This is a genomic window from Micromonospora sp. NPDC048909 (assembly GCF_040649635.1).
Lineage (GTDB): Bacteria > Actinomycetota > Actinomycetes > Mycobacteriales > Micromonosporaceae > Micromonospora.
In genome coordinates this window covers 161,299-188,057 of the sequence record NZ_JBEZFU010000011.1, presented here as the reverse complement: position 1 = coordinate 188,057, position 26,759 = coordinate 161,299, and the positions used below count along the sequence as shown (strand labels likewise).

Here is a 26,759-nt window from a genome sequence, read left to right as displayed (position 1 = left end):
GCGAGCGCCGCCGGCTCGGCGGTGGCCTGAGCGGCCGGCCGGATCAGGCGCTGTCGCGGGGTATCAGGGCGGAGGGGAAGAGGGTGACCGGCGGGGCCGGCCGCGGCTCGAGCACCGCCTCCGCCGCTGCGGCGGCGATCCGCCCGACCGGGTGGCTCGCGGTGGTCAGCGCGGGGGTGCTCAGCTCGGCGAGCGGGATGTCGTCGAAGCCGGCCACCGCGATGTCGCCGGGCACCTGGCGCCCGCGCTGCCGCAGGCCGGCGATCACCCCGAGCGCGGTCGTGTCGCTGGCCGCGTAGATGGCGTCGGTGTCCGGCCAGCGCTCCAGGATCTCGCGGGCGGCCTCCCGGCCGCGGGCCGCGGTGAAGTCGCCGGGCACCAGGCGCACCGGCAGCCCAGCCTGGCGGGCCAGCCCGCGGTAGGCCCGCACCGAGCGCCCGGCGCAGATCAGCCACCGGGGGCCGGTGACCATGGCGATCCGCCGCCGGCCGGTGGCGTAGAGGTGGCGCAGCACCTGCGTCGCGCCGGCGCCGTTGTCGATGTCGTAGGCGGGAACCGTGGGCGAGCCGATGCCGATGGACACGACCCGCCCGCGCAGTGACCGGGGCACCGCGTCGAGCACCGGCTTGGTGGTGTTGACCAGCACCATGCCCCGGATCCCCCGGTCGGCGGTGAGCCGGCGCAGCGTCTGCGGGGCGTGCCGGGGCAGCCAGTGCAGCGTCACCCCGAGCCCGTGCGGGGTGCAGACCCGGGCGGCGGCGGCCACCACCCGGTCGAGGTAGGGGTCGTCGAGGACGGCGGCGGTGGTGCCGACGACGGCCACGGCCAGCCGGACCCCGGAGCCGCGCACCAGTGCCCGGGCGGCCGGGTCGGGAACGTAGCCGAGCTGGTCGGCCGCGGCGGCGACGCGGTCGCGCGCGGCCGGTGAGGCGGAGCCGGTGCGGGCGATCACCCGGGACGCCGTCGAGCGCGAGACCCCGGCGACCCGGGCGACGTCTTCCAGGGTGGCCGGTCGCGTTGCCGGTGCGGTCATGACGGTCCTCCCAACTCCCACCACGGGTGCCGGTGCGCATCATCTCCCGCGGGTGTGACGAAAGGTAAGGGGCGGAACCGGGTTGTCGTGAGAGCGCTCTCAGGTGTGCGATCGTGCGGAGAGCCGTAACGAGGAGAGGAACCACCCGCGTGAGCGCCCCCACCACATCGCCCGTCGACCCGGCGAGCCCGCCGGTCGCACCCCGGGCGGTGCGCACCGCCCGGACGGCCGTCGCCGTCGTGTTCGCCCTCAACGGGCTGGCCGTGGCCACCTGGTTCTCCCGGGTGCCGGCGGCCCGCGAGGAGTTGGGGCTCAGCGCCGGGCAGCTCGGCCTGCTGCTGCTGGCGATGTCGGCCGGCGCGCTGCTCGCGATGCCCACCGCCGGGCTGCTCAGCCAGTGGCTCGGCGCGGCCCGCACGGTCATGCTCGCCACCGGCCTGGTCGCTCTCGGGCTGGTCGTCGCCGGGCTGGCCGCCGGGCTCGCCGGCTCGACCGTCGGCGTCGCGGTGGGCCTCTTCGCCTTCGGCTACGGCTCCGGCAGCTGCGACGTCGCGATGAACGTCGAGGGCGCGACGGTCGAGCGGCGCCTGGGCCGTACGATCATGCCCCGCTTCCACGCCGCCTGGAGCCTCGGCTCGGTGGCCGGGGCGGGCCTCGGCGCCGGGGCGGCCCGGCTCGGCGTGCCGGTCGACGCCCACCTGTCCGCCATCGCGGCGCTGGTGCTGCTCGGCACGCTGGCCGGCGCCCGGCATTTCCTGCCGCCGGCCGCGACCGGGCCGGCGGCGACGCCGGCCGGCGGACGGCGAGACCTCCTCGCCGCCTGGCGGGAGCCGCGCACCCTGCTGGTCGGCCTGCTGGTCCTGGTGATGGCCTTCACCGAGGGCAGCGCGAACGACTGGCTGGCGGTCGCCTTCATCGACGGCCGCGACCTCAGCGAGGCGGCCGGCGCGGCCGTGTTCGGCGTCTTCGTGTTGGGCATGACCATCGGCCGCACCGCCGGCACCGTCGCGCTGGACCGGTGGGGACGGGTGCCCGTGCTGATCGGCACGATCCTGCTGGCCACCCTCGGCGCGCTGCTGGCCATCCTGGCCGGCTCGGGTCCGGTGGCCGTCGCCGGGGTCGCCCTCTGGGGGCTCGGCGCGTCGCTCGGCTTCCCGGTCGGGATGAGCGCGGCCGCCGACGAGGAGGAGAAGGCGGCGGCCCGGGTCAGCGTGGTCGCGGTGATCGGTTACACCGCGTTCCTCGGCGGCCCGCCGCTGCTCGGGATGCTCGGCGACCGGGTGGGCACCCTGCACGCGCTGCTCGTGGTGCCGCTGCTGCTGGTGCCGACCCTGGCGCTGGTGCCGGCGCTGCGCCCGGTGCGTCCAGTGAAACAAAGCTAACCCGGATCGGCGTCCAGCGGTATCGGGTGCGCGGCCGACTGCGCCGCGCACCGCCGCTGGCTAGGGTCGCCGGATGCCAATCGACGAGATCACCGCGGCCGCCGCGGGCACCTGGACGCTGGGCGACCGCACCGTCAACCGGATGGGCTTCGGCTCGATGCGGATCACCGCCGACCCGGACGGTGAGCACGCCGTGGCGGTGCTACGACGGGCGGTCGAGCTGGGCGTGAACCACATCGACACCGCCGCTTTCTACGTCTCGCCCGGCGGCACGCTGCGGGTCGGCAGCGGGCCGGCCCGGTACGCCACCGAGCTGATCCGCGCCGCGCTCGCCCCGTACCCCGACGAGTTGGTGATCGCCACGAAGGTCGGGCCCGGGTACGACCCGGCGACCGGCTTCCAGGAGGCGCGCACCCCCGCCCAGCTGCGCGCCCAGGTCGAGGAGAACCTGCGCCGGCTCGGCCGGGACCACCTCGACCTGGTGAACCTGCGGATCTACCGCGGCCCCGCCGCAGCCCCGCTGGCCGAGCGGTTCGGCGTCCTGGCCGAGCTGCGCGACGCCGGGCTGATCCGGCACCTGGGGCTCTCCAACGTCCGCCCCGAACACCTCGAAGAGGTACGCGACATCGCCCCGGTGGTCTGCGTGCAGAACGCGTACGGGGTGGACTCCTACCGCGAGGACGACGGGTTCGTGCGGCTCTGCGGCGAACGCGGCACCGCGTACGTGCCGTTCTTCGCGCTGGCCGGTACGCGCCGGGAGGCGGGCGCGACGGCCGAGACGAACGAGGCGGTGCTCGACGTGGCCCGCGCCCACGGCGTCACCGCGCACCAGGTGCGGCTGGCCTGGACCCTGCACCAGGGGCCGCACGTGCTGGCCATTCCCGGCACCGGGAACCCGGCCCACCTGACGGCCAACATCGCCGCCGCCGCGCTCCGGCTCACCAGCGACGACCTGGCCCGCCTCGGCTGACCGGTCCGCCGCACGCGCGCTCCGGCCGGGCCCCGGCTCGCCCGGTCGGAGCGGTGCGGGCGCTGCCGACGCCCACGTCCGGAGCGGCCGCTAGGCGCGCAGCCAGATCCGCAGCGGCCCGGTCCGGGTGAAGCCGACCCGCAGGGCCGGGTCGAGGCCGGGCCCGGACTCGTAGCCGACCAGCGGGACCCCGGGCCGGGCCGCGCAGACCCCGGACCAGATCTCGGCCACGTCGACGCCGGTGGCGAAGACGTTGGAGACGCCGGTGTCGGTGCCGCTGCGGTTGAGCACCGCGCCGCCGGCCACCGAGCCGTCGGCGGCGTACCGGGCGAGGACGGTCACCCGCGGGTCGGCCAGCAGCGGCGGCCGGAACAGCTCGCCCCCGCCGTGCGCGGCGGCCCAGGTGGTCAGCGCCTCCGCCGAGGTGACCGGAGTCAGCGGCGCGGCGGCGGGAGCGGCGCCCGGAGGCCGGTGGATCCACTCGGCGGCGAAGAGCAACCGGAAGCCGTACGGCCCGAGGTCGAGGTCGGCGAAGCTGTCCTTCACGGACGCGCCGGGGCCGGCGTCGATGCGGTCCAGCAGGGCGTCGGCGGCCACGCCAGGTCGCAGGGTCACCGCGTCCGGGTACCAGGGTGGGGAGCGTCGGGGCACCGACCAGGCGTCCGGGTCGAGCCGGCCCGTCAGGCCGTGGCTGGCGCAGACGACGTCGCACCACTCGGCGTTGTTCCGCGCCCCCATCCGCGCCCCCGACACGGCCCGACCCTAACCCGGCCGGCCGGGGTCGTCCTCCGCGACCCGTCCGGGTGGTCCCGGCTCGCCCGGCCGGTGCGGTGCGCGGGCGGTCAGCGGGCTCTCATGCCGCTCGCAGCCGATTGCCAGCAAGCGGTGCTGCACTGGGGGGAAGGCCGAGGAGAGGAGTCGGGCATGGGCTGGTTCAACCGGCGGTCCCGGGGCACCGAAGGGACCCCCACGAAGCTGGACCGGGAGGCGACCCGGGACGATCTCGCCGCGCTGGAGGAGTTCGTCGCCAGCCGGCAGGGAGTGGAGTTCTACCTGGAGCCGGAGACCACCGCGACCGACACCACCGTGGTGGCGATCGCCCACGACGGTGAGTGGATCCGCCGCCGCACCGGCTCGCCGCGGGCGGCGGCTGCCATCGCCCGCCGGCGCGCGGTCCCGCTCTACGAGGCCGCTCGCACCGGCTACCCGGAGCGGATGCGCGCCTGGAACCGGGCCCACCCGGAGCGGCGGGCCCGCTGACCGCGCCGGACCGCCGCCCCGTCAGCCGGCGTTGACGGCTTCCCGGGCCTGCTCCAGGGTCATCGGTTCGCCGTGGCTGGAGACGTACCAGTGGTAGTCGTCGTCGAGCAGCCGGCTCACCAGCGCGAGGTCGAGACCGTCTTCCGGCCGGCGCAGGTGCGCCGGTGGCGGGTAGTAGGAGTCGCCGAGCAGCACGACGCCGGAGTCGGGCACCAGCACCACCGTCGAGTCCGGTGCGTGCCGGCCGCCGACGTGCTGTAGCCGTACCCCGACCGGCAGGTCGTACGTGTAGGCGAAGGTGCGGCTCGGCGGCAGCACCGTGAAGTCGTCCCACGAGTCGACGGCGAACGCCCGGGCCCGGAAGCTCGGTGTGAGTCGCGGATTGTCCCGGACCTGCTCGCGCAGGTAGCGGTGGCTCCACGGCCGGGCCGCCTCCGCGCGGAGCAGCTCGGCGCCGGCGACGTGGCCCACGATCTCCACCTCCGGCCAGGCGCAGGCGCCCCAGACGTGGTCCCAGTGATGGTGGGTGTAGACCAGCCAGCGTGGCGGCGGCAACCCGGCCGCCGCCAGCGCGGCGCGGATCTCGCGGGCGTGCGCCGGGCTCTGGCCCGCGTCGATCATCACACTGCCGCGCTCGTCGGCCACCACGGCGACGCCGGCCTGGACGGCGTCGGGGTCCGGATCGCCGGGGCAGATCCAGACCCGGCCGGCGAGATGGTGGAACTCCATGGCGATGATGGCGGTCATCCCCCGTTTCAGGTCGGGCCGATTGCTCGGCGACCGGGCCGATGGTAGCCGGACGATCGGCGATTGCCGCTCCCGCCAGCCATTCCGTCCGGCCGACCCGCCTGCCCGGCGCCTTTGCTCTGCTTCAGCGCAGGCAACGAAAAGGCGCCGCCACTGTCGCCTCCGCTGAAGCAGAGCAAAGGGCGCGCGGCATTGATCCCGGGCATCGTCCGAACTGGTCCGCGCGCTCAGTCAATCGTTGTGCATCGATGGCTGGCGTGGGTATCGAGCGGCCGGGGGCGGCGTTGACCGGCGGCGGACGGGTGTGGCAGCATTCGCGGCCTGACGGCAGTGAAGGAAGCCGGTGCGATTCCGGCGCGGTCCCGCCACTGTCACCGGGGAGCGATCCCCCCTCGTGAGTCACGGCCGTGCGTGCGCGGTTGGAAGGCCGGGGGTGAGCGTCGATCTGGGAGCCAGGATACTTCGGCCGTCGGGATGTGCCCCAGGGCGTGGACACCCGAGGAGGACCCGATGACGCACCGCGTCTGCATCGCCGATGAGATCCGCCGCGACCGGCCCGGACGCGCCAACGCGCCCACGATGAGCCGCGCCGGCGCACCCACGATCAGCCGCACCGGCACGCTGCCGCCCGGCCGGGCCACCGAGCCCGCAACCGGCCGCGCCGCCCGCTGAGGTTCCGCGCCGCGCCGCCCGGCGACACCGGCCCGTCGCCGGTGAACCGGGCGCCCGCTCGCCGCATCCGCTGAACCCGCGCCCACCCGCCCCGCCCGACCGCCGCCGCGACCGGACGGGCGTTACTCTCCGGAGCTTTCCGTGCGCACCCTGCTGCTCTCCACCGCCGACACCGACCTGCTGGCGGCCCGTGCCAGCGGCGCCGACTACCGGTTGGCCAACCCCGCCCGGCTCGACGCCGACGCCGTGCCCGCGCTGCTCGACGGCGTCGACCTCGCCGTCGTACGGCTGCTGGGCGGCCGGCCGGCGTGGCCGGACGGGCTCGCCGCGGTGCTCGACTCCGGCGTGCCGACGGTCGTGCTCGGCGGCGAGGCGGTGCCCGACGCGGAGCTGATGGCGGCCTCCACCGTGCCCTCCGGAGTGGTCACCCAGGCGCTCGCGTACCTCGTCGAGGGTGGCCCGGAGAACCTGGCCCAGCTCGCCCACTTCCTCTCCGACACGGTGCTGCTCACCGGCGAGGGCTTCGCGCCACCCGCGCCCACCCCCGCCTACGGCGTGCACGGCGACCGGCCCGCCGCCGGAACCGGCGACCGGCCGACGATCGGCATCGTCTTCTACCGGGCGCACGCGCTCGCCGGGAACACCGCCTTCGTCGACACCCTCGCCGACGCGGTCGAGGCGGCCGGCGGTGAACCGCTGCCCGTCTACTGTGGTTCGCTGCGCGGGCTGACCGCCGACGCCGGTCCGATCGGGCTGCTCGCCCGCTGCGACGCGCTGCTGGTCACCGTCCTCGCCGCCGGCGGCACGGTCGCCGCGGACGCCTCCGGCGGCGGCGACCCCGACGCCTGGGACGTCGGCGCGCTCGCCGCCCTCGACGTGCCGGTGATCCAGGCGCTCTGCCTGACCAGCACCCGCGAGCAGTGGGCCGGCTCGGACGCCGGACTGTCCCCGCTGGACGCCGCCATGCAGGTGGCCGTTCCCGAGTTCGACGGCCGGATCATCACCGTGCCGTTCTCGTTCAAGCAGATCGACGCCGACGGCCTCTCCGTCTACGCCGCCGACCCGGAGCGCGCCGCCCGGGTCGCCGGCATCGCGGTCCGGCAGGCCCGGCTGCGCCGGCTGCCGAACGCCGAGAAGCGGCTCGCGGTGGTGCTCAGCTCCTACCCGACCAAGCACTCCCGGGTCGGCAACGCGGTCGGCCTGGACACCCCGGCCTCCGCGGTCCGGCTGCTCGCCGCGCTCGCCGAGGCCGGCTACCACCTGGGCGACGGCCCGGCCCCCGACGACGGGGACGCGCTGATCCACGCCCTGATCGCCGCCGGCGGCCACGACGTCGAATGGCTCACCCCGGAACAGCTCGCCGCCGCCGAGGCGCGGGTGCCCGGCGGGGTGTACCGGCGCTGGTTCGAACAGCTACCGACCGCCCTGCGGGAACGGATGCGGTCGCACTGGGGCGAGCCGCCCGGCGAGCTGTACACCGACGGCGGTGACCTGGTGCTCGCCGGGCTGCGCTTCGGCAACGTGGTGCTGCTCATCCAGCCGCCACGGGGCTTCGGTGAGAACCCGATCGCCATCTACCACGATCCGGACCTGCCGCCCAGCCACCACTACCTGGCCGCGTACCGCTGGCTCGCCGCACCCCCGGCCGACGGCGGCTTCGGCGCCGACGCGGTGGTGCACCTCGGCAAGCACGGCACCCTGGAATGGCTGCCCGGCAAGGGCCTCGGGCTGGCCGCCGACTGCGCGCCGGACGCCGTCCTCGACGACCTCCCGCTGGTCTACCCGTTCATCGTCAACGACCCCGGCGAGGGCACCCAGGCCAAGCGGCGGGCCCACGCCGTGGTGGTCGACCACCTGGTCCCGCCGATGGCCCGCGCCGAGACCTACGGCGAACTGGCGAAGCTGGAGCAGCTGCTCGACGAGTACGCCACCGTCCAGGCCCTCGACCCGGCCAAGGTGCCGACCGTGCGGGCGCAGATCTGGGACCTGGTCCGCGCCGCGGAGCTGCACCACGACCTGCACGCCGAGCAGATGCCCGCCGCCGAGGAGTTCGACGACTTCGTGCTGCACCTGGACGGCTACCTCTGCGAGGTCAAGGACGTGCAGATCCGCGACGGCCTGCACATCCTCGCCGCCGCGCCCACCGGCGAGCCCCGGGTCAACCTCGTCCTCGCCGTACTGCGTGCGCCGCAGGTCTGGGGCGGCAGCCGGGTCCTGCCCGGCCTGCGCCAGGCCCTGGCCGCCAGCTACGACCTCGACGAGATGGCGCTGCTCGCCGCGCCCGGCGAGCGACTGACCGTGCCCGCCGCGTTGACCGACACCGTGGACGGCCCGGCCGCGACCGCCGCCGACGCGGTCGACCTGATCGAGGCCCTGGCACGCCGGCTGGTCGTCGGCATGGAGACCCTCGACTGGGACCCCGCGCAGGTCGACCCGGTGGTCACCGAGGTGACCGGCCGGGCGATCCCGGAAGCCGCCGCGGTGCTCCGGTTCGCCGCGACCGAGCTGGTGCCGCGGCTGGCGCGGACCACCGACGAACTGACCAACACCCTGGCCGCGCTGGACGGCCGGTTCGTCCCGCCCGGACCCTCCGGCTCGCCCACCCGGGGCCTGGTCAACGTCCTGCCGACCGGCCGCAACTTCTACTCCGTCGACCCGAAGGCGATCCCCAGCCGCAACGCCTGGGACGTCGGGGTGGCCCTCGCCGACTCGTTGCTGGCCCGGCACCTGGCCGACACCGGCGCGTACCCCCGGTCGGTCGGGCTGACCGTCTGGGGCACCAGCGCGATGCGGACCCAGGGCGACGACATCGCCGAGGTGCTGGCCCTGCTCGGCTGCCGTCCCACCTGGGACGACCGCTCCCGCCGGGTCACCGGCGTCGAGGTGGTGCCGCTGCCCGAGTTGGGCCGCCCCCGCATCGACGTCACCGTCCGGATCTCCGGCTTCTTCCGGGACGCCTTCCCGCACGTGGTGGCGCTGCTCGACGACGCCGTCCGGCAGGTCGCCGCCCTGGACGAGCCGGCCGAGCAGAACTTCGTCCGCGCCCACGTGGCCGCCGACGTGGCCGAGCACGGCGACGAGCGGCGGGCCACCGCCCGCATCTTCGGCTCCAAGCCCGGGGCGTACGGGGCGGGGCTGCTGCCGCTGATCGACGCCCGGAACTGGCGCAGCGACGCCGACCTGGCCGAGGTGTACGCCGTCTGGGGCGGCTACGCCTACGGCCGGGGGTTGGACGGGCGGGAGGCGCGGGCCGACATGGAACGCTCCTTCGCCCGGATCGCGGTTGCGGTGAAGAACCAGGACACTCGGGAGCACGACATCGTCGACTCCGACGACTACTTCCAGTACCACGGCGGCATGGTGGCGATGGTCCGGCACCTCACCGGCGCCGCGCCGGCCGCGTACGTGGGTGACTCGGCGATGCCGCACGACGTGCGGACCCGGACGCTGGGCGAGGAGACCCGCCGGGTGTTCCGGGCCCGGGTGGTCAATCCGAAGTGGATCGCCGCGATGCGCCGGCACGGCTACAAGGGCGCCTTCGAGCTCGCCGCCACGGTGGACTACCTGTTCGGCTACGACGCCACCGCCGGCGTGGTGGACGACTGGATGTACGAGCACCTGGCCGCCGCGTACGTCTTCGACCCGGCCACCCGGGAGTTCCTCGAGGAGTCCAACCCGTGGGCGCTGCGGGGCATCACCGAGCGGCTGCTCGAGGCCGCCGACCGCCGGCTCTGGGCGGAGCCCGACCCGGCCACCCTGGAGCGGCTGCGCGAGACGTACCTGGCCACCGAGGGCGACCTGGAGGACCGGGCATGAGCTACCCGTTCAGCGCCGTGCTCGGCATGGACGACATGCGCCTCGCCCTGCTGCTCAACGCGGTCAGCCCGGCCATCGGCGGGGTGCTGGTCCGGGGCGAGAAGGGCACCGCGAAGTCCACCGCGGTGCGGGCCCTGGCGGCGCTGCTGCCCCCGGTCGAGCAGGTCGCCGGCTGCCGGTTCGCCTGCGACCCAGCCGCACCCGACCCGGGCTGCCCGGACGGCCCGCACCCGGCCCGGCCCGCCGCCGAGCGCCGCCCGGCCCGACTGGTCGAGCTGCCGGTCGGCGCCGCCGAGGACCGGGTGGTCGGCTCGCTGGACCTGGAGAAGGCCCTCGGCGCGGGGGTACGCGCCTTCGAGCCGGGCCTGCTCGCCGCCGCGCACCGCGGGGTGCTCTACGTCGACGAGGTCAACCTGCTCCACGACCACCTGGTGGACCTGCTGCTCGACGCGGCCGCGATGGGGCGCAGCCACGTCGAACGGGAGGGCGTCTCGGTCAGCCACGCGTCCCGCTTCCTGCTGGTCGGCACGATGAACCCGGAGGAGGGGGAGCTGCGCCCGCAGCTGCTCGACCGGTTCGGGCTCACCGTCGAGGTGGGTGCCAGCCGGGACCCGGCGGTCCGGGTCGAGGTGGTCCGCCGCCGGCTCGCCGCCGACGCCGACCCGGCCGGTTTCGCCGCCCGCTGGGCCGACGCCGACGCCGAGGTCGCCCGGCGGGTCGCGGCGGCCCGCGACCGGCTCGACCGGGTGCTGCTGCCGGACGCCGCGCTGCGCCAGATCGCGGAGGTCTGCGCGGCGTTCGACGTCGACGGGATGCGCGCCGACATCGTCACCGCCCGCACGGCGCTCGCGCACGCCGCCTGGCACGGCCGGGACCGAGTCACCGTCGACGACGTCCGGGTGGCCGCCCGGCTGGCGCTGCCGCACCGCCGCCGGCGGGACCCGTTCGACACGCCCGGGCTCGACGAGAAGCGACTCGACGAGGCCCTGGACCGGGCCCGCGACGACGACCCGGACGACGACCCGCCGGGCGGCGGCGGCTCCGGCGGTCCCGACGACCCGTCCGGCGGTCCGGACGGCGGCTCCGAAGCCGGCGGCCCGGACGGTCGCGGCGGTGCGGGCGGTCCGGGCGAGGCCGGCCCCACCGGCCCCGACGGCCAGGGCGACGACGGGCGGGATCGCGACGGCGGTACCGACCCGGGCCACCCGGACGGCTCGGCCGCCGACGGCCAACGCGACGGCGACCAGCACCCGGGCGCCGATGGCACCGGTTCCGACGAGATCGGCCGTACGGCCGGCGAACCGGCCCGACCCGGGTCCGGCTCCGTCGACGGCCAGCCGGTGGCCGTACCCCAGGGCGGCCTGAAGGCCCGGCTGCTCACCGCCCCCGGGGTCGGCGACGGGGTGCCGGGCCGGCGGTCCCGCGCCCGCACCGGACGGGGCCGGACCACCGGAGCGCGGATCCCGGCCGGTGGCCGGGCCGGCGCCCTGCACCTGCCCGCCACCGTCCGCGCCGCCGCCCCGCACCAGGCGGCCCGCGGCCGCAACGCCGGCGGCCCGCTGCGGCTGCGCCCGGCCGACCTGCGGGAGGCGGTCCGTGAGGGGCGCGAGGGCAACCTGGTGCTCTTCCTGGTCGACGCCAGCGGGTCGATGGGCGCCCGGCACCGGATGACCGCCGTCAAGGGCGCGGTGCTCGCCCTGCTCACCGACGCCTACCAGCGGCGGGACAAGGTCGCCGTGGTCTCCTTCCGGGGCACCGGCGCGCAGACCCTGCTGCCGGCCACCTCGTCGGTGCTCGCCGCCTCGGCCCGCCTCACCGAGCTGCCCACCGGCGGGCGTACCCCGCTCGCCGAGGGCCTGCTCGCCGCCACCGAGCTGCTGCGGGTGGAGCGGCTGCGCGACCCGCGCCGACGGCCGCTGGTGCTCGTGCTCACCGACGGCCGGGCCACCGCCGGCGACCGGCCGCTGCCACGCGCCGCCCGGGCCGCGGCCGTGCTCGCCGCCACCGGCGCTTCGTGCGTCGTCGTCGACTGCGAGACCGGCCCGGTCCGCCTCGGCCTGGCCGGCCGCCTCGCCGCCCAACTGGGCGCCGAGCACCACCCGCTCGACCAGATCACCACCGCGCCGCTCACCGACCTCGCCACCCGCCGCGCCACCGTCACCGACCACGACCGCCGAAGGAGCGCCGCCTGATGCCGCAGGGGAAGCCGTCCCACGTACCCGCCGACGGGCTGACCACCCGGCAGCGGCGCAAGCGACCGCTGTTGGTCGTGCACACCGGACAGATGAAGGGGAAGTCGACGGCGGCGTTCGGCCTGGCGCTGCGCGCCTGGACCGCCGGGCTGCCGGTCGGGGTGTTCCAGTTCGTCAAGAGCGCCAAGTGGCGGGTGGGGGAGGAGAACGCCTTCCGCGCGCTGGGCGAGGTGCACGAGCGCACCGGCCAGGGCGCCCCGGTGGCCTGGCACAAGATGGGCGAGGGCTGGTCCTGGATCCAGCGCGGCGACGAGGCCGACCACGCCGCCGACGCCCTGGAGGGGTGGCGGCAGATCCAGCGCGACCTGGCCGCGCAGCGCTACGGGCTCTACGTGCTCGACGAGTTCACCTACCCGATGAAGTGGGGCTGGGTGGACGTCGACGAGGTGGTCGCCACCCTCGCCGTCCGGCCCGGCTTCCAGCACGTGGTGATCACCGGACGCGACGCCGACCCCCGGCTGGTCGAGGCGGCCGACCTGGTCGCCGAGCTGACCAAGGTCAAGCACCCGATGGACGTCGGCCAGAAGGGCCAGAAGGGCATCGAGTGGTGACCCCCCAGGAGCTGCCGCGGGTGGTGGTCGCCGCCCCGGCCAGCGGGCACGGCAAGACCACGGTGGCCACCGGGCTGCTCGCCGCGCTGCGTCGCCGTGGACTGACGGTGAGCCCGCACAAGGTCGGGCCGGACTACATCGACCCCGGCTACCACGCGCTCGCCGCCGGTCGGCCCGGCCGCAACCTCGACCCCTGGCTGGTCGGCGCGGAGCGCATCGCGCCGCTGCTGGCCACGGCGCGAGCACGCCGACGCCGGCCGACATCGCGGTGATCGAGGGCGTGATGGGGCTGCACGACGGCGCCGTCGGCCGGCGCGGGTACGCGTCCACCGCGCACGTCGCCCGGCTGGTCGAGGCCCCGGTGCTGCTGGTGCTGGACACCACCGCACAAGGCCGCTCGGCGGCGGCGCTGACCCTGGGCATGGCCGCCTTCGAGCGCCGGGTACGCATCGGCGGTGTGATCCTCAACCGGGTCGGCTCGCCCCGGCACGAGAAGCTGCTGCGCGACGCCCTCGCCGAGGTCGACGTGCCGGTGCTCGGGGCGGTCGCCCGGGCCGGCGAGGTAGCCGCGCCGTCGCGACACCTCGGGCTGGTGCCGGTCGCCGAGCGGGCGCCCGGGTCGGTCGCCGTGGTGACCGCGCTGGCCGACCTCGTCGAGTCCACCGTGGACCTCGACGCGGTGCTCGACCTGGCCCGTACCGCGCCGCCACTGACCGCGCCGGCCTGGGACCCGCTCGCCGAGGTCGGCGGCCGGGTCGGCACCGGCCGTCCGGTGGTCGCGGTCGCCGGTGGCGCCGCGTTCACCTTCTCCTACGCCGAGACCGCCGAGCTGCTCGCCGCGGCCGGCGCCACCGTCGCCACCGTGGACCCGCTGCGCGATTCCGCGCTGCCCGCCGGCACCCGCGCGGTGGTCATCGGCGGCGGCTTTCCCGAGACGTACGCGGACCAGCTGGCCGCCAACACCGCGCTCCGCGCCGAACTGTCCGACTTCGCCGGCCCGGTGGTCGCCGAGTGCGCCGGACTGCTCTACCTCGGCCGCGCCCTGGACGGCGTGCCGATGTGCGGCCGGCTCGACCTCACCGCCCGGATGACCGGCACGCTCACCCTCGGCTACCGCGACGCGGTGGCCGCCGCCGACTCCCCGGTCACCCGATCCGGCGAGCCGGTACGCGGCCACGAGTTCCACCGCACGGTCACCGACCCGGCGCACGGCGAACGACCGGCGTGGCGCTGGGACGGCGGCGCGCACGGCTTCGTCACCGGCCAGGTGCACGCCTCCTACCTGCACACCCACTGGGCGGGCCAGCCGGCGGCCGCCCGCCGGCTGGTCGAGGCGGCGACCCGGTGAGCGCGGCGGAGCAGGTCCGGCCGGGCGTCGCCGACACCGGTGCCGGGCGCGACGCCGAGCGGGTCCGGCCGGGCGTGGTGGCCACGCTGACCGGGGTGGGCGTCGGGCCGGGCGACCCCGAGCTGCTCACCGTCAAGGCGGTCCGGGTGCTGCGCGAGGCCGACGTGGTGTTCGTACCCGTGCTGGACCGGCACACCGCGGACGCCGACGCGGCCCCCGGCCGGGCCGAGACCACCGTGCGCGCGCACCTGGCCGCGGCCCGGCTGCGCCGGCTGCCGTTCGCCCTCGACGACCGGGGTGGAGTGACCGCCCGCCGGCAACGGGCCTGGGACGAGGCCGCCCGCACGGTGGCCGCCGCGGTGGACGGCGGCGCCCGCGCGATCGCCTTCGCCACCATCGGCGACCCGAACGTCTACTCCACCTTCGGCTACCTGGCCGAGGGAGTCCGGGCGCTGCGCCCGGCGGTCGAGGTGCGCACGGTGCCCGGCGTCACCGCGATGCAGGACCTCGCCGCGCGCAGCGGCGTGCCGCTCTGCGCGGGGCGCGAGCCGCTGACCCTGCTGCCGGCCACCGCCGGGTTGGCGCTCTTCGAGGACGCCCTGGCCGGGCCGGGCACGGTGGTCGCCTACAAGGGCTGGCGCCGGCACCCGGAGCTGGTCACCGCACTGCGCCGGCACGACCGCCTCGCCGATGCCGTGCTGGGCCGGGGCCTCGGCCTGCCCGACGAACGGATCGGCCCGGTCACCGCGGCCGAGGACGACCTGCCGTACCTGTCGACGCTGCTCGTCCCGGCCCGCCGGGACGGTCGGGGAGGAAAGCTGTGACCAGCGAGCACGCCAGCGTCCCGACGGGCACCGTCTGGTTCGTCGGTGCCGGCCCGGGCGCCGCGGACCTGCTGACCCTGCGCGCCGCCCGGGTGATCGGCGCCGCCGACATCGTGATCTGGGCGGCCAGCCTGGTGCACGCCGACGTGCTCGAGCACGCCCGGCCCGGCGCCGAGATCGTCGACTCCGCACAGCTGCCGATCGAGGGGGTGTTGCCGCTCTACCGGCGGGCCGCCGCAGAGGGGCTGATCGTGGCCCGGATCCACTCCGGCGACCCGGCGCTCTGGGGCGCGGTGCAGGAGCAGCTCGACCTCTGTCGGGCGCTCGGCCTGGCGGTGGAGATCGTGCCCGGGGTGTCGTCGTTCACCGCGGTCGCCGCGATCGTCGGCCGGGAACTCACCATCCCCGAGGTGGCCCAGTCGGTCATCCTCACCCGCCTCGAAGGCGGCAAGACCCCCATGCCGGCGGGGGAGCGGGTCCGCGACTTCGCCCGCCACGGCACCACCATGGCGCTCTTCCTCTCCGCCGCCCGCTCCGGGCAGGTGCAGGCCGAGCTGCTGGCCGGCGGCTACCCGGCGGACACCCCGGCGGTCGTCGCCTACCAGGCGACCTGGCCGGACGAGTTGGTGGTGCGCTGCACGGTCGACACCCTGGCGGCGACGGTCAAGGCGCACAAGCTCTGGAAGCACACGCTCTTCCTGGTCGGACCGGCGCTCGCCGCCAGCGGCACCCGCTCGCACCTCTACCACCCCGGGCACTTCCACACCTTCCGCCGGGCCGAGCCCGCCGCCCGCGCCGAGCTGCGCCGGGCCCGCGGTCGGGACGGCGACGACCCGGCCGGCGGGCCGGCATGACGTACGCCGAGCCGCCGCTGCGCGAGCCGGATCTGCCGCGTACCGCCAAGGTCCGGCCCACCGCGCTGCGCACCGGCTGGACCACCGGGGCCTGCGCCACCGCGGCGGCGAAGGCGGCGTTGACCGCGCTGGTCTCCGGCGAGCGGCAGCGGGAGGTGGAGATCGGGTTGCCCGCCGGGCGCCGGGTCAGCTTCCCGGTCGCCCGCTGCGAGCTGACCCCCGGCCCGCCCGCCCGAGCCGAGGCGGTGGTGGTCAAGGACGCCGGTGACGACCCGGACGTCACCCACGGCGCCGAGCTGACCGCGACCGTGCACTGGGGCGCGGGCCCCGGACTGCGCCTGGCCGGCGGCCCCGGCGTCGGCACCGTCACCAAGCCCGGCCTGGGCCTGGCGGTCGGCGGGCCCGCGATCAACGACACCCCCCGGCAGATGATCAGCGCGGCGGTGGCCGAGGTGGTCGACCTGACCGAGGTCGGCGTGCGCGTGGTGATCAGCGTGCCGGGGGGCGAGATCATGGCGCGCAAGACCACCAACCGGCGACTCGGCATCGTCGGCGGCATCTCGATCCTCGGCACCACCGGGATCGTCCGGCCGTTCTCCACCGCCTCCTGGCGGGCCAGCGTGGTGCAGGCGGTGCACGTGATGGCCGCCCAGGGGGAGCGGACCGTGGTGCTCTGCACCGGCGGGCGTACCGAGCGGGCGGCGCGGGCGCTGCTGCCCGAGCTGCCCGAGGTCTGCTTCGTCGAGGTCGGCGACTTCACCGGCGCGGCGGTCACCGCCGCCGTCGCCGACGGCCTGACCGGGGTGGTCTTCGTCGGGATGGCCGGCAAGCTGGCCAAGCTCGCCGCGGGCGTGCTGATGACTCACTACACCCGCTCCAAGGTGGACCTCTCCCTGCTCGGGGCGGTCACCGCCGAGGCCGGCGGCGGGCCCGAGCTGGTCGCCGCGGTCACCGAGGCGAACACCGGCCGGCACGCGTACGAGCTGTGGGACGGCGCCGGGCTGCTCACCCCCGCCGGGGACCTGCTCTGCCGACGGGTCCGCGCGGTGCTGCGCCGCTTCGCCGAGGGCGAGGTGGCCGTCGACGTGGCGATGGTCGACTTCGCCGGCTCCCGGGTGGTCGCCTCCTCGGGACGGTGGGCGGCATGACCGATCCGTCGCGTCCGCTCGCCGATCCGATTGCCGGATCCCACGACGGGCCGGCCCGGGGCGGGGTGACCGTCGTCGGGATCGACGCCGGTGGGCGCCCGGCGAACCCAGAGTTGGCCGAGGCCTTGGCCGGGGCGGGACTGGTGGTCGGTGCGGCCCGGCACCTCGCCGTGGCGCCGCTGCCGCCCGGCTGCGCCACCGTCGTCCTGGGGCCGCTCGCCCCCGCGCTCGACCGGCTCCTCGCCGCTGTCGCCGTCGGCACCCCCGCCGTGGTGCTGGCCAGCGGTGACCCCGGCTTCTTCGGCATCGTCCGCCGGTTGCGCGCCGCCGGCCTGCGTCCGCGGGTGCTGCCGGCGGTCTCCAGCGTCGCCGCCGCGTTCGCCCGGGCCGGCCGGCCGTGGGACGACGCGGTCGTGGTCAGCGCGCACGGTCGGGACCCGCGGCCGGCGCTGAACGCCTGTCGGGCGCTGCCGGCGGTCGCGGTGCTCACCGCGCCCGGCGCCGGCGCGGCCGAGATCGGCGCCGGGCTGGCCGGTTGGTCCCGCCGGCTGGTGGTGGCCGAGCACCTGGGCACCGACGCCGAGCGGGTCACCGAGACCACCCCGGCCGCGGCCGCCGCGCGCAGCTGGGCCGACCCGCACGTCCTGCTCTGCCTCGCCGACCCGCCCGGGCCGTCCGCCGCCGACGGCGGCGCGGCCCTGTCCGGAATCGACGGCGGCGCGGCCCCGGCCGGCGGCGCGACCGGGATGCGGTGGGACAACCAACCGGCCGCGCCCCCGTCCGGCGGCTGGGCGTTGCCGGAGAGCGCCTACGCGCATCGCGACTCGATGATCACCAAGTCGGAGGTACGCGCCCTGGCGGTGGCCCGGCTGCGGCCCCGGATCGGCCGGCTGGTCTGGGACGTCGGCGCGGGCAGCGGGTCGGTCGGCATCGAGTGTGCGCTGCTCGGCGCCGCCGTGATCGCCGTCGAGCACGATTCCCGGGCGGTCGCGCGGATCCGGGCCAACGCCGCGGCGCACGCCGTGGACCTCCGGGTGGTCGCCGGCCACGCCCCCGCGGCCCTCGACGACCTGCCGGACCCGGACGCGGTCTTCCTCGGCGGCGGCGCTCCGCAGGCGCTCGCCGCCGTGGCGCGCCGCCGCCCGCAGCGGGTGGTGCTCACGCTCGCCGCCGTCGACCGGGTCGGCCCGGCCGTCGGGCTGCTCCGCGACGCCGGTTACACCGTCGAGGGCAGCCAGCTCTCCGCCGCCCGGCTGGCCGATCTGCCGGGCGGCTCGATCCGACTCGCGGCCACCAACCCGGTGGTCGTCCTCACCGGGGAGCAGCCGTGAGCGACACCAGCACCGACCCGTCCGCCGTGGCCGCCCCGTCCGGGACGCCGCTCGCCGGGCCCGACCCGGCGGACCGGCTCGACGCGGCGGCCCCTCCGCCGGCCCGGATCGGCCTGGTCGCCGCCACCGCGGCCGGTCGCCGGCACGCCGCGGTGCTCGCCGGCGCCTGGCCCGAGGCCCGCCTCGTGTCCGGTGAGACCGTCGCCCACGCGCTGCGGACCGCCTGGACCGACTGCGACGCCGTGGTGGCGTTCCTGGCCACCGGGGCGGTGGTGCGGATCCTCGCCCCGCTGCTCGGCGAGAAGCACACCGACCCGGCCGTGGTGGTGGTCGACGAGGCGGCCCGGCACGCGATCGCGCTGCTCGGCGGCCACGCCGGCGGCGGGAACGCCCTCGCCGCCCGGGTCGGCGCGCTGCTCGACGCCGACCCGGTCGTCACCACCGCCACCGACGCGGCCGGCCTGCCCGGGCTGGACACCCTCGGCTGGCCGGTCGAGGGCGCGGTCGCGGCCGTCTCCCGGGCCATCCTCGACGGCGAACCCGTCCGGCTGGTCGCCGACGCCACCTGGCCGCTGCCCGCCCTGCCGGGCAACGTCCACCCGGGCGCCGGTCCGGACGCCGGACACCGGCTGCTGGTCACCGACCGGATCGTGCCGCTCGACGGGCGGACCGTGGTGCTGCGACCGCCGTCGCTGGTCGCCGGCGTCGGGGCCAGCCGGGGGGTGCCCGCCGGGGAGGTGCGCGAGCTGCTGCACCGGACGCTCGCCGACGCCGGGCTCAGTCCGGCCAGCCTGCGCTGCCTGGCCAGCGCCGACGTCAAGGCCGACGAGGCGGGCATCGTGGCGACCGCGCAGGCGCTCGGCGTACCACTGCTGACCCGGCCGGCGGCGGAGCTGGCGGCGGTCGACGTGCCGCACCCCAGCGAGGTGGTCCGCGCGGCGGTCGGCACGCCCAGCGTGGCGGAGGCCGCCGCGCTGCTCGGGGTGACCGGTCGGCCCACCGACGCGCGGCTGGTGGTACCGAAGACCGCCTCGGCGATGGCCACCGTGGCGGTCGCCCGGCACGCCCCGCGCGGCCGGCTGGCCCTCGTCGGGCTCGGCCCCGGCGCGCCCGACCTGCGCACCCCGCGCGCGGTCGCCGAGCTCCGCCGGGCCGCCGTGGTGGTCGGCCTCGACCAGTACGTCGACCAGGTGCGCGACGTGCTCCGCCCAGGCACCCGGATCCTGGCGACCGGGCTCGGCGCGGAGCAGGCCCGAGCCCGGACCGCGGTGGCCGAGGCCGCCGCCGGGCGGGCGGTGGCGCTGGTCGGCTCCGGCGACGCCGGGGTGTACGCGATGGCCAGCCCCGCCCTGGAGTACGCCGACGAGCGCATCGACGTCATCGGCGTGCCCGGCGTGACCGCCGCGCTGGCCGCCGGCGCGCTGCTCGGCGCGCCGCTCGGGCACGACCACGCCTACCTGAGCCTCTCCGACCTGCACACCCCGTGGGAGGTCATCGCGCGTCGGCTGACCGCCGCCGCCGAGGGCGATCTCGTGGTGCTGCTCTACAACCCGCGCAGCCGGACCCGGCACTGGCAACTCGACGCAGCGCTGGCCATCCTCGGCGGGCACCGTCCACCGTCGACGCCGGTCGGTGTGGTGCGCAACGCCAGCCGCCCCGGCGAGCGCGTGCACCTGGCCACGCTGGCCGACTTCGACCCGGCGGTGGTCGACATGTACAGCGTCGTGGTGGTGGGTAACAGCGACACCCGGCTGGTGGCCGGCCGGATGGTCACCCCGAGGGGGTACCGGTGGCGCTCGTGACGATCGGGCCCTGCCAGGGCTGCGGCGCCTGCCTGCTCACCTGCCCGACCCACGCGATCCGGCCGGTCCCCGGCGGCCTGGAGGTACGCCCCGACCGCTGCACCGGCTGCCTGGAATGCCTGGAGATCTGCCCGGTGGACGCCATCCGCGTCACCGAACCCCACCACCTCGGAGGAGTCCGATGAGTACCGCCCCCGTGAGCACCGCACCACCGGTCGGCCGGTGGAGCCGCGCCGAGCGGGCCCGCCTCGGCGGGATCGTGCTCGCCGTCGCCGTGCTGCACGTCGCCGGCTGGAGCCTCTACCTGTACTGGAACAACCAGCCGGTGGCCGCCGGTGGCCTGGCCGGCGCGGGCGCCCTGGCGTACGTGCTGGGCGTGCGGCACGCCTTCGACGCCGACCACATCGCCGCGATCGACGACACCACCCGGTTGATGCTGCTGCGCGGCCGGCGACCGGTCGGGGTGGGCTTCTTCTTCGCCCTCGGGCACAGCGCGGTGGTGCTGCTGCTGGCCCTGGTCGTCGGGCTGGCCTCGGCCAACCTCACCGGCCCGCGCCTGGCCGGGGTACGCGAGGTCGGCGCCACCGTCGCGATCGTCACCGCCACCGCGTTCCTGGCCCTGGTCGCGCTGCTCAACGCCGCGGTGCTGGCCGGGCTGGCCCGGCTCTGGCGCCGACTGCGCCACGGCGAGCTGGACGAGCGGGAACTCGACCTGCATCTGCTCAACCGCGGCCTGGTGCAGCGGGTTCTGGGCTCGCGGGCCCGTTCGCTGGTCCGCTCCTCCTGGCACATGGCCCCGGTCGGGTTCCTCTTCGGCCTGGGCCTGGAGACGGCCAGCGAGGTGACCCTGCTGTCGTTGTCGGCGAGCACCGCCGCGGCCGGCGGCCTGCCGGTGCTGGCCCTGCTCACCCTGCCGCTGCTCTTCGCCGCCGGGATGTCCGCGATGGACACCGCGGACAGCCTGCTGATGAGCAGGGCGTACTCGTGGGCGTACCGGCACCCGGCGCGGCGGCTCTACTACAACCTCGCCACCACGACGATGACGGTGCTCGTCGGTGGCGTGGTGGCCAGCGTGTACGCCGCCGGCCTGCTCGTCGACCACCTCGGTGTGCGGTTCCTCGCCGGCTACGCCGGGGTCGCCGACCACTTCGAGCAGCTCGGCTACGTGGTGGTGGTGCTCTTCCTGGCCTCCTGGGCGGGCGCGGTGGCGCTGTGGAAGCTGCGCGGCTACGACCGCCGCTACGGCACGGCGGCGCCGACCGCCGAGACCGGGGCGGCCGGCACGGCGGAGCACACCGCGGCGGGGGAGAGCCGGTGAGCCGCACGGTGCATCCGATCGAGCAGCTGTCGTATGAGATCCTGCGCTCCCGGGTGGACCTGAGCCACCTGCCGCCGCTGACCCGCGCGGTCACCGAGCGGGTGGTGCACGCGAGCGCCGACCTCGACTACGTCACCGACCTGGTCTGCGACGCAGCGGCCCTGGCCGCCGGACTGGCCGCGCTGCGCGCCGGCGCGCCGCTGGTCACCGACGTGGCGATGGTCGCCGCGGGGATCACCGGCCGGGCGGCGCTCTGCCCGGTCGCCGAGCCGGCCGCCGCCGAACTGGCCCGCACGGCCGGCATCACCCGGTCGGCCGCGGCGATGCGGATCGCCCGGGACCGGGTCGGCCCGGGCGCGGTCTGGGTGGTGGGCTGCGCGCCGACCGCGCTGACCGAACTGATCACACTGGACGCCCGACCGGCGCTGGTCGTCGGCCTCCCGGTCGGTTTCGTGGGCGCTGCCGAGTCCAAGGCGGCGCTGCGCGACAGTGGCCTGCCGGCGGTCTCCAACCGGGGCGAGAAGGGCGGCTCGGCGGTCGCCGCCGCCGCCCTCAACGCCCTGCTCTACCGCGAGGAGCAGCAGTGACCGCACTGGTGGTCGTGGGGCACGGTACCCGCAGCGCGGCCGGCGTCGAGCAGTTCGCCGCACTCATCGAGCGGGTCCGGCGGCGTTGCGCCGGCAGCGTGGCCCAGGTCGAGGGCGGCTTCATCGAGCTGTCCCGCCCGCCGCTCACCGACGCGGTGGGCGCCCTGGTCGAGCGCGGGCACCGCAGGTTGGTGGCGCTGCCGCTGGTGCTCACCGCGGCCGGGCACGGCAAGGGGGACATTCCCGCCGCGCTGGCCCGGGAGCAGGCCCGGCACCCCGGGCTCAGCTACGCCTACGGCCGGCCGCTCGGCCCGCACCCGCTGCTGCACGAGGTGCTGGAGCAGCGGATCGACGCGGCCCTCGCCGGCGCCGACCGGGCCGACACCTGGGTCGCGCTGATCGGTCGAGGCTCCACCGATCCGGACGCCAACGCCGAGGTGGCCAAGGTCGCCCGGCTGCTCTGGGAGGGGCGCGGGTACGCCGGCGTCGAGCCGGGCTTCGTCTCGCTCGCCGAACCGTCGGTGCCGGCGGTGCTGGAGCGGCTGCGCCGGCTCGGCGCCCGGCGGGTCGTGGTGGCGCCGTACTTCCTCTTCGCCGGCGTGCTGCCGGACCGGATCACCGCGCAGGCGGCCGCCTACGCCGCCGCGCACCCGGAGGTCGACGTGCGGGTGGCCGAACTGATCGGCGACTGCGACCCGCTCGCCGACCTGGTGCTCGAGCGGTACGCCGAGGCGCTGCGCGGGGACATCCGGATGAACTGCGACACCTGCGCCTACCGGGTGCTGATGCCCGGCTTCGCCGACAAGGTCGGGCGACCGCAGACCCCGCACGACCACCCGGACGACCCGGTCGGCGGTCACCACCATCACCACGGCCCGCAGCACCACCACGATGGCCCGCAGCACCACGACCACGGCCACGGCCACCGGCACGGTGGCGATCCGGTCCGGGGCGCGGTCGCGATCGTCGGCGGAGGGCCCGGTCCGGACGACCTGATCACCGTGCGGGGGCGGGCGCTGCTGGACGCCGCCGACGTGGTGGTGGTCGACCGGCTCGCCCCGCAGGGGCTGCTCACCGGGCTGCGCCCGGACGTGCTGGTGGTCGACGCGGCGAAGGTGCCCCGGGGACCGTCGATGGCGCAGGACGCCATCAACGACATCCTGGTCGGGCACGCCCGCGCCGGCCGGCGGGTGGTCCGGCTCAAGGGCGGTGACCCGTACGTCTTCGGCCGGGGTCACGAGGAGGTGCAGGCCTGCGCCACGGCCGGGGTGCCGGTGAGCGTGGTGCCGGGGGTCAGCAGCGCCTTGGCCGCGCCGGCGCTGGCCGGGGTGCCGGTGACCCACCGGGGGGTGGCGCACGAGTTCACCGTGGTCTCCGGCCACCTGCCGCCGGGGCACCCGGAGTCACTCGTGGACTGGGCTGCGCTGGGCCGGTCCCGGGGGACGGTGGTGCTGCTGATGGCGGTGGAGACCATCGACAAGATCGCCGTCGCGCTGATCGAGCACGGGCGGGCGCCGGACACCCCGGTGCTGGCGGTGCAGGACGCCGGGCAGGGCGACCAGCGGGCCGTACCGGGCCGGCTCGACGAGATCGGCGCGGTCGCCGGTCGGGCGGGTCTGCGACCGCCGAGCGTCTTCGTGGTCGGTCCGGTGGTCGCGCTGCGACCCGCGACGAGCGGGCCTGGCGCGGTCAGCCGGTGACCGCCTGGGCCAGCGCGTAGCCGGCGCTGGCCGCGGCCAGCCCGGCGGCCAGGCTGCCCAGCACGTTGGCCAGGGCGGGCAGCCGGTCGCCGGCCCGGGCCAGCCGCAGCGTCTCGTAGCTGAGGGTGGACCAGGTGGTCAGCGCGCCGCAGAAGCCGGTGCCCACCAGCGCGCCGACCGCCGGGCTGGTCGGCAGCCCGGTGATCAGGCCGAGCACCAGTGACCCGAGCACGTTGACGGTCAGCGTGCCCCACGGGAAGGCCGAGCCGAACCGGGCCTGCACCGCCCGGTCGGTGAGGTAGCGCAGTGGCGCCCCGACGGCCGCGCCCAGCGCGACCAGCAGCGCGGTCACCGGGCCCGCCGATCCAGCAGCCGGGCGGTGAGGGCGTCGCCGCACCAGACGGCGCCCAGCGCCCCGAGCACCGTGGCCGCCAGGTACGCCAGCGCCGTCGCCGGGGCGCCGGCGGCGACCGCCTGGTGCACGTCCACGGCGTAGGTGGAGAAGGTGGTGAAGCCGCCGAGCACGCCGACGCCGAGGAAGGGCCGGGCCAGCGGCGGTCCGCCGCCGCGCCGGCGCAGCGTCGCCATCAGCACGCCGATCAGCAGGCAGCCGACCAGGTTGATGCCGAAGGTCGCCCAGGGGAAGCCGGTCGGGCCGTGCGGGAAGGCCGCCTGGAGGCCGGCGCGGGCCAGCGCGCCGAGCACCCCACCGGCGGCGATCGCGCCGAGCACCGCCGCCGGGTGCGCGGTCAGCTCCGACCGGTCGGTGGGCACCCGCAGGTCGACATCCGGGTCGCCGCGCCGCTCCGCTGCTCCGCTCACCCGCTCCACCAGTCTCCGTCGCCGGCGGGGCCGGTCCCGTCGTCTCCGTGATCGTGCAGTGTCGTGCCCCCGACCTGCGTCGGATCGCCGGTCTGCCGGGGCACGACGTGCAAGATCGCGGGAGGCTCAGGATACGCCCGCGGGGCGGGGCCGGGTCAGCGGACCGCGACCACGGCGGCGTCCGCGCCGCCGCGCCACAGGGTGCCGACCTCGGCGTAGCCGGCGTCGGCCAGCGCCGTCAGGTGCCAGGAGACCGGCGGGTTCCACTCCGGACTGTGCCCGGTCGGGTAGATGGCCTGCCGGCGTTCGACCAGCGGGGCGAGGGCCGGGTCCGCCCCGGCCCGGTCCCACCAGTCCGACCAGGAGAGGACGGCGCCGGCGGCGTAGCGCGCGGCGCGGCGGGCCTGGGCCCGGGCGGTGAGCCGCTTGGTCAGCTCGGGCAGCGCGTCGTCGGGCATGTGGTCGGCGTTGGCCAGGATGCCGCCGGGGCGCAGCACGTCGCGGATCTCGGCGTAGAGCCCGGCGAGCCGGTCGGCCGGCAGCCAGTGCAGGGCGGTGGCGGTCAGCACCGCGTCGTACTCCCGGTGGGGGAGCGTGGCCGACCAGTCGGTGTGGCTGAGGTCGGCGGTGACCAGGGTGGCCCGGCCCGCGAGCGACGCGGTCGCGATGGCGAGCAGCGCCGGGTCGAGGTCGAGCAGGGTCACCTGCGCGCCGGGGAAGCGCGCCAGGGTGCGCAGCGAGATGGTGCCGGTGCCGCCGGCCAGGTCGAGCAGCCGTGGCGGTGCGCCGTCGGTGACCGTGTCGACCGCGTCGAGCAGGGTGGCGAAGCGGTGCTCCCGGTCCGGCAGGTAGGCCGCCTGCTGCCGGTCCCAGCTCTCCTGCCAGGCGGCGGTGTCCGTGATGTAAGGAGTCATGACGGTCAGGCTAGTTACGCAGCGAGCCGGCTGTCCAGACCTTGTTGCCAAGACTTTGCAATTAGGAGAGGATGGCAGCACGATGATCCCCAGTGGGGCCGGGGTGAGTGCCCCGGCCCCACTGGCAGCGCGGCGCTCAGGCCACCGTGGCCGGCTCCCGTCCCCGCCGCACCGACCGGGCGGAGTCGCGGCGAGCCAGTCGCAGCGCCCCGAGCAGCACGACCAGGCCGAGCAGGGTGAGTGCGGCGCCCGCCCAGATCGGCGCGGTGTAGCCGAGTCCGGCGGCGATGGTCACCCCGCCGACCCACGCGCCGAGCGCGTTGCCGACGTTGAACGCGGCGATGTTCGCGCCCGAGGCCATGGTCGGCGCCTGGTGGGCGTACCGCATGATCCGCATCTGCAGCGGCGGGACGGTCGCGAAGCCGAAGCCGCCCATCAGCACCAGCGCGGCGACGGTCAGCGGCTTGCTGCCCGCGGTCAGCGCGAACGCCGCCAGCACCACGGTGAGCGCCGACAGCACGACGACCAGGGTGCGGGACAACGCCACGTCCGCCGCCCGGCCGCCGAGCAGGTTGCCGGCGAAGAGCCCCACCCCGAAGAGCACCAGCAGCCAGGGCACCGTGCTCGAGGCGAACCCGGTGACCTCGGTGAGGGTGAAGGCGATGTAGGTGAAGGCGCCGAACATGCCGCCGAAGCCGAGGATGGTGATCAGCAGCGAGAGCCAGACCTGGGGGTGGGTGAAGGCCCGCAGTTCGCCACGGAGCCCGCCGGCCGGCGCTCCGGCGGTGCCCGCTGCCCGGCCGGGGACGAGCAGGGCCAGGCCCGCCAGCGCCACCACGCCGATGCCGGTGATCGCCCAGAAGGTCGAGCGCCAGCCGAAGTGCTGGCCGAGGAAGGTGCCGAACGGCACGCCGAGCACGTTGGCGATGGTCAGCCCGGCGAACATCATGGCGATCGCGCCGGCCCGCCGGGCCGGCGCGACCAGCCCGGCGGCGACGACCGCGCCGATGCCGAAGAAGGCGCCGTGGCAGAGCGCGGCGACGATCCGCCCCGTCATCATCACCGCGTAGCTGTCGGCGACGGCGGAGAGCAGGTTGCCCACGATGAAGAGCACCATCAGGCCGAGCAGGACCTGCTTGCGCGGCAGCCGTGTGACGGCGGCGGTCAGGCCCACCCCGCCGATCGCCACGCTGAGCGCGTAGCCGGAGATCAGCCAGCCGGCCACCGGCTCGGAGACCGCGAAGTCGGCGGCCACCTCGGGCAGCAGGCCCATGATCACGAACTCGGTGAGCCCGATGCCGAAGGCGCCGATGGCCAGCGCGAGCAGGCCGGCGGGCAGGGACTGGTTACGTACGGACATGGTCTTCCCATCGGGGAGGGGGCAGATGGTAAGCGTGTGCAACTACACGCGTCGACAACGAAATAGTT

The 26,759-nt window shown here is 76.5% G+C and carries 23 protein-coding genes, 1 pseudogene and 1 riboswitch; of the genes and pseudogenes, 17 read left to right on the top strand and 7 right to left on the bottom strand.

The genetic code is table 11. The features are described 5' to 3' along the window. Positions 1 to 43 precede the first annotated feature (43 nt). Positions 44 to 1,033, bottom strand: a complete 990-nt coding sequence (locus AB0C04_RS26210; RefSeq protein ID WP_357059206.1) for a LacI family DNA-binding transcriptional regulator — start codon at positions 1,031 to 1,033, stop codon at positions 44 to 46. Between the two features lie 149 nt (positions 1,034 to 1,182). Here AB0C04_RS26210 and AB0C04_RS26205 point away from each other — a divergent pair, with 149 nt between their 5' ends. After that, the gene (locus AB0C04_RS26205; protein ID WP_357059203.1) at positions 1,183 to 2,415 is read left to right on the top strand and encodes an MFS transporter; all 1,233 of its coding nucleotides are present in this window, start codon (positions 1,183 to 1,185) and stop codon (positions 2,413 to 2,415) included. 73 nt (positions 2,416 to 2,488) lie between these two features. Beyond that, on the top strand, positions 2,489 to 3,385 hold the full coding sequence (locus AB0C04_RS26200; protein ID WP_357059200.1) for an aldo/keto reductase: 897 nt from the start codon (positions 2,489 to 2,491) through the stop codon (positions 3,383 to 3,385). Between the two features lie 90 nt (positions 3,386 to 3,475). Here AB0C04_RS26200 and AB0C04_RS26195 read toward each other — a convergent pair whose 3' ends face one another. Beyond that, positions 3,476 to 4,138: a hypothetical protein gene (locus AB0C04_RS26195; protein WP_357059197.1), complete on the bottom strand. Its 663-nt coding sequence runs from the start codon at positions 4,136 to 4,138 to the stop codon at positions 3,476 to 3,478. A gap of 171 nt (positions 4,139 to 4,309) precedes the next feature. Between AB0C04_RS26195 and AB0C04_RS26190 the strand changes: the two genes are divergently transcribed. Continuing rightward, a complete protein-coding gene (locus AB0C04_RS26190; RefSeq protein WP_357059194.1) occupies positions 4,310 to 4,645 on the top strand; it encodes a hypothetical protein in 336 nt (111 codons plus the stop codon). A 21-nt stretch (positions 4,646 to 4,666) separates the two neighbouring features. Here the strand turns inward: AB0C04_RS26190 and AB0C04_RS26185 are convergent, their stop codons facing one another. Further along, a complete protein-coding gene (locus AB0C04_RS26185; protein ID WP_357059191.1) occupies positions 4,667 to 5,392 on the bottom strand; it encodes an MBL fold metallo-hydrolase in 726 nt (241 codons plus the stop codon). A 333-nt stretch (positions 5,393 to 5,725) separates the two neighbouring features. Next, a riboswitch (cobalamin riboswitch) is annotated at positions 5,726 to 5,855 on the top strand. A gap of 47 nt (positions 5,856 to 5,902) precedes the next feature. On the opposite strand from AB0C04_RS26185, the gene AB0C04_RS26180 reads away from it, so the two are divergent. The 14 genes and pseudogenes from AB0C04_RS26180 to cobA all read left to right on the top strand — a co-directional run bounded on the left by AB0C04_RS26180 (position 5,903) and on the right by cobA (position 23,595). Next, positions 5,903 to 6,064: a hypothetical protein gene (locus AB0C04_RS26180; RefSeq protein WP_357059188.1), complete on the top strand. Its 162-nt coding sequence runs from the start codon at positions 5,903 to 5,905 to the stop codon at positions 6,062 to 6,064. 141 nt (positions 6,065 to 6,205) lie between these two features. Beyond that, positions 6,206 to 9,880 carry a cobaltochelatase subunit CobN gene (gene cobN / locus AB0C04_RS26175; protein ID WP_357059185.1) on the top strand — a complete coding sequence of 1,225 codons (3,675 nt, stop codon included), beginning with the start codon at positions 6,206 to 6,208 and terminating at the stop codon, positions 9,878 to 9,880. Next, positions 9,877 to 12,072: a putative cobaltochelatase gene (locus tag AB0C04_RS26170; protein WP_357059182.1), complete on the top strand. Its 2,196-nt coding sequence runs from the start codon at positions 9,877 to 9,879 to the stop codon at positions 12,070 to 12,072. Before cobN ends, AB0C04_RS26170 begins: the two co-directional genes overlap by 4 nt. Next, entirely contained in the window at positions 12,072 to 12,683 is a 612-nt protein-coding gene (gene cobO, locus AB0C04_RS26165) for a cob(I)yrinic acid a,c-diamide adenosyltransferase (RefSeq protein WP_357059179.1), read from the top strand. Before AB0C04_RS26170 ends, cobO begins: the two co-directional genes overlap by 1 nt. Further along, a pseudogene (locus AB0C04_RS26160) lies at positions 12,677 to 14,031 on the top strand (cobyrinate a,c-diamide synthase). Before cobO ends, AB0C04_RS26160 begins: the two are co-directional and overlap by 7 nt. A gap of 74 nt (positions 14,032 to 14,105) precedes the next feature. Next, positions 14,106 to 14,855: a precorrin-2 C(20)-methyltransferase gene (gene cobI / locus AB0C04_RS26155; RefSeq protein ID WP_357059355.1), complete on the top strand. Its 750-nt coding sequence runs from the start codon at positions 14,106 to 14,108 to the stop codon at positions 14,853 to 14,855. After that, positions 14,852 to 15,709, top strand: a complete 858-nt coding sequence (cobM, locus tag AB0C04_RS26150; RefSeq protein WP_357059176.1) for a precorrin-4 C(11)-methyltransferase — start codon at positions 14,852 to 14,854, stop codon at positions 15,707 to 15,709. Before cobI ends, cobM begins: the two co-directional genes overlap by 4 nt. Beyond that, the gene (locus AB0C04_RS26145) at positions 15,706 to 16,857 is read left to right on the top strand and encodes a cobalt-precorrin-5B (C(1))-methyltransferase (RefSeq protein ID WP_357059174.1); all 1,152 of its coding nucleotides are present in this window, start codon (positions 15,706 to 15,708) and stop codon (positions 16,855 to 16,857) included. The genes cobM and AB0C04_RS26145 overlap by 4 nt, the downstream gene beginning before the upstream one ends. Continuing rightward, positions 16,854 to 18,188 carry a precorrin-6y C5,15-methyltransferase (decarboxylating) subunit CbiE gene (cbiE, locus tag AB0C04_RS26140; RefSeq protein ID WP_357059171.1) on the top strand — a complete coding sequence of 445 codons (1,335 nt, stop codon included), beginning with the start codon at positions 16,854 to 16,856 and terminating at the stop codon, positions 18,186 to 18,188. The genes AB0C04_RS26145 and cbiE overlap by 4 nt, the downstream gene beginning before the upstream one ends. A 107-nt stretch (positions 18,189 to 18,295) precedes the next feature. Then, entirely contained in the window at positions 18,296 to 19,990 is a 1,695-nt protein-coding gene (gene cobJ, locus AB0C04_RS26135; RefSeq protein WP_357059353.1) for a precorrin-3B C(17)-methyltransferase, read from the top strand. Beyond that, the gene (locus AB0C04_RS26130) at positions 19,978 to 20,175 is read left to right on the top strand and encodes a 4Fe-4S binding protein (protein WP_357059168.1); all 198 of its coding nucleotides are present in this window, start codon (positions 19,978 to 19,980) and stop codon (positions 20,173 to 20,175) included. Before cobJ ends, AB0C04_RS26130 begins: the two co-directional genes overlap by 13 nt. Continuing rightward, on the top strand, positions 20,172 to 21,308 hold the full coding sequence (locus AB0C04_RS26125) for a HoxN/HupN/NixA family nickel/cobalt transporter (protein WP_357059166.1): 1,137 nt from the start codon (positions 20,172 to 20,174) through the stop codon (positions 21,306 to 21,308). The genes AB0C04_RS26130 and AB0C04_RS26125 overlap by 4 nt, the downstream gene beginning before the upstream one ends. Beyond that, complete coding sequence (locus AB0C04_RS26120; RefSeq protein ID WP_357059163.1) at positions 21,305 to 21,895, top strand: precorrin-8X methylmutase; 591 nt, start codon at positions 21,305 to 21,307, stop codon at positions 21,893 to 21,895. Before AB0C04_RS26125 ends, AB0C04_RS26120 begins: the two co-directional genes overlap by 4 nt. Further along, the gene (gene cobA, locus AB0C04_RS26115; RefSeq protein WP_357059160.1) at positions 21,892 to 23,595 is read left to right on the top strand and encodes a uroporphyrinogen-III C-methyltransferase; all 1,704 of its coding nucleotides are present in this window, start codon (positions 21,892 to 21,894) and stop codon (positions 23,593 to 23,595) included. The genes AB0C04_RS26120 and cobA overlap by 4 nt, the downstream gene beginning before the upstream one ends. Here the strand turns inward: cobA and crcB are convergent. The 4 genes from crcB to AB0C04_RS26095 all read right to left on the bottom strand — a co-directional run bounded on the left by crcB (position 23,585) and on the right by AB0C04_RS26095 (position 26,691). Next, complete coding sequence (crcB, locus tag AB0C04_RS26110; protein ID WP_357059157.1) at positions 23,585 to 23,947, bottom strand: fluoride efflux transporter CrcB; 363 nt, start codon at positions 23,945 to 23,947, stop codon at positions 23,585 to 23,587. The two genes, cobA and crcB, sit on opposite strands and share 11 nt — an antisense overlap. Beyond that, complete coding sequence (locus tag AB0C04_RS26105; protein WP_357059350.1) at positions 23,944 to 24,429, bottom strand: CrcB family protein; 486 nt, start codon at positions 24,427 to 24,429, stop codon at positions 23,944 to 23,946. Before AB0C04_RS26105 ends, crcB begins: the two co-directional genes overlap by 4 nt. Before the next feature lie 143 nt (positions 24,430 to 24,572). Beyond that, positions 24,573 to 25,331 carry a class I SAM-dependent methyltransferase gene (locus AB0C04_RS26100; protein ID WP_357059153.1) on the bottom strand — a complete coding sequence of 253 codons (759 nt, stop codon included), beginning with the start codon at positions 25,329 to 25,331 and terminating at the stop codon, positions 24,573 to 24,575. Positions 25,332 to 25,467: 136 nt separating this feature from the next. Next, positions 25,468 to 26,691 (bottom strand): MFS transporter, encoded by a 1,224-nt coding sequence (locus tag AB0C04_RS26095; RefSeq protein ID WP_357059150.1) that lies wholly within the window; start codon positions 26,689 to 26,691, stop codon positions 25,468 to 25,470. Between the last annotated feature and the right edge of the window lie 68 nt (positions 26,692 to 26,759).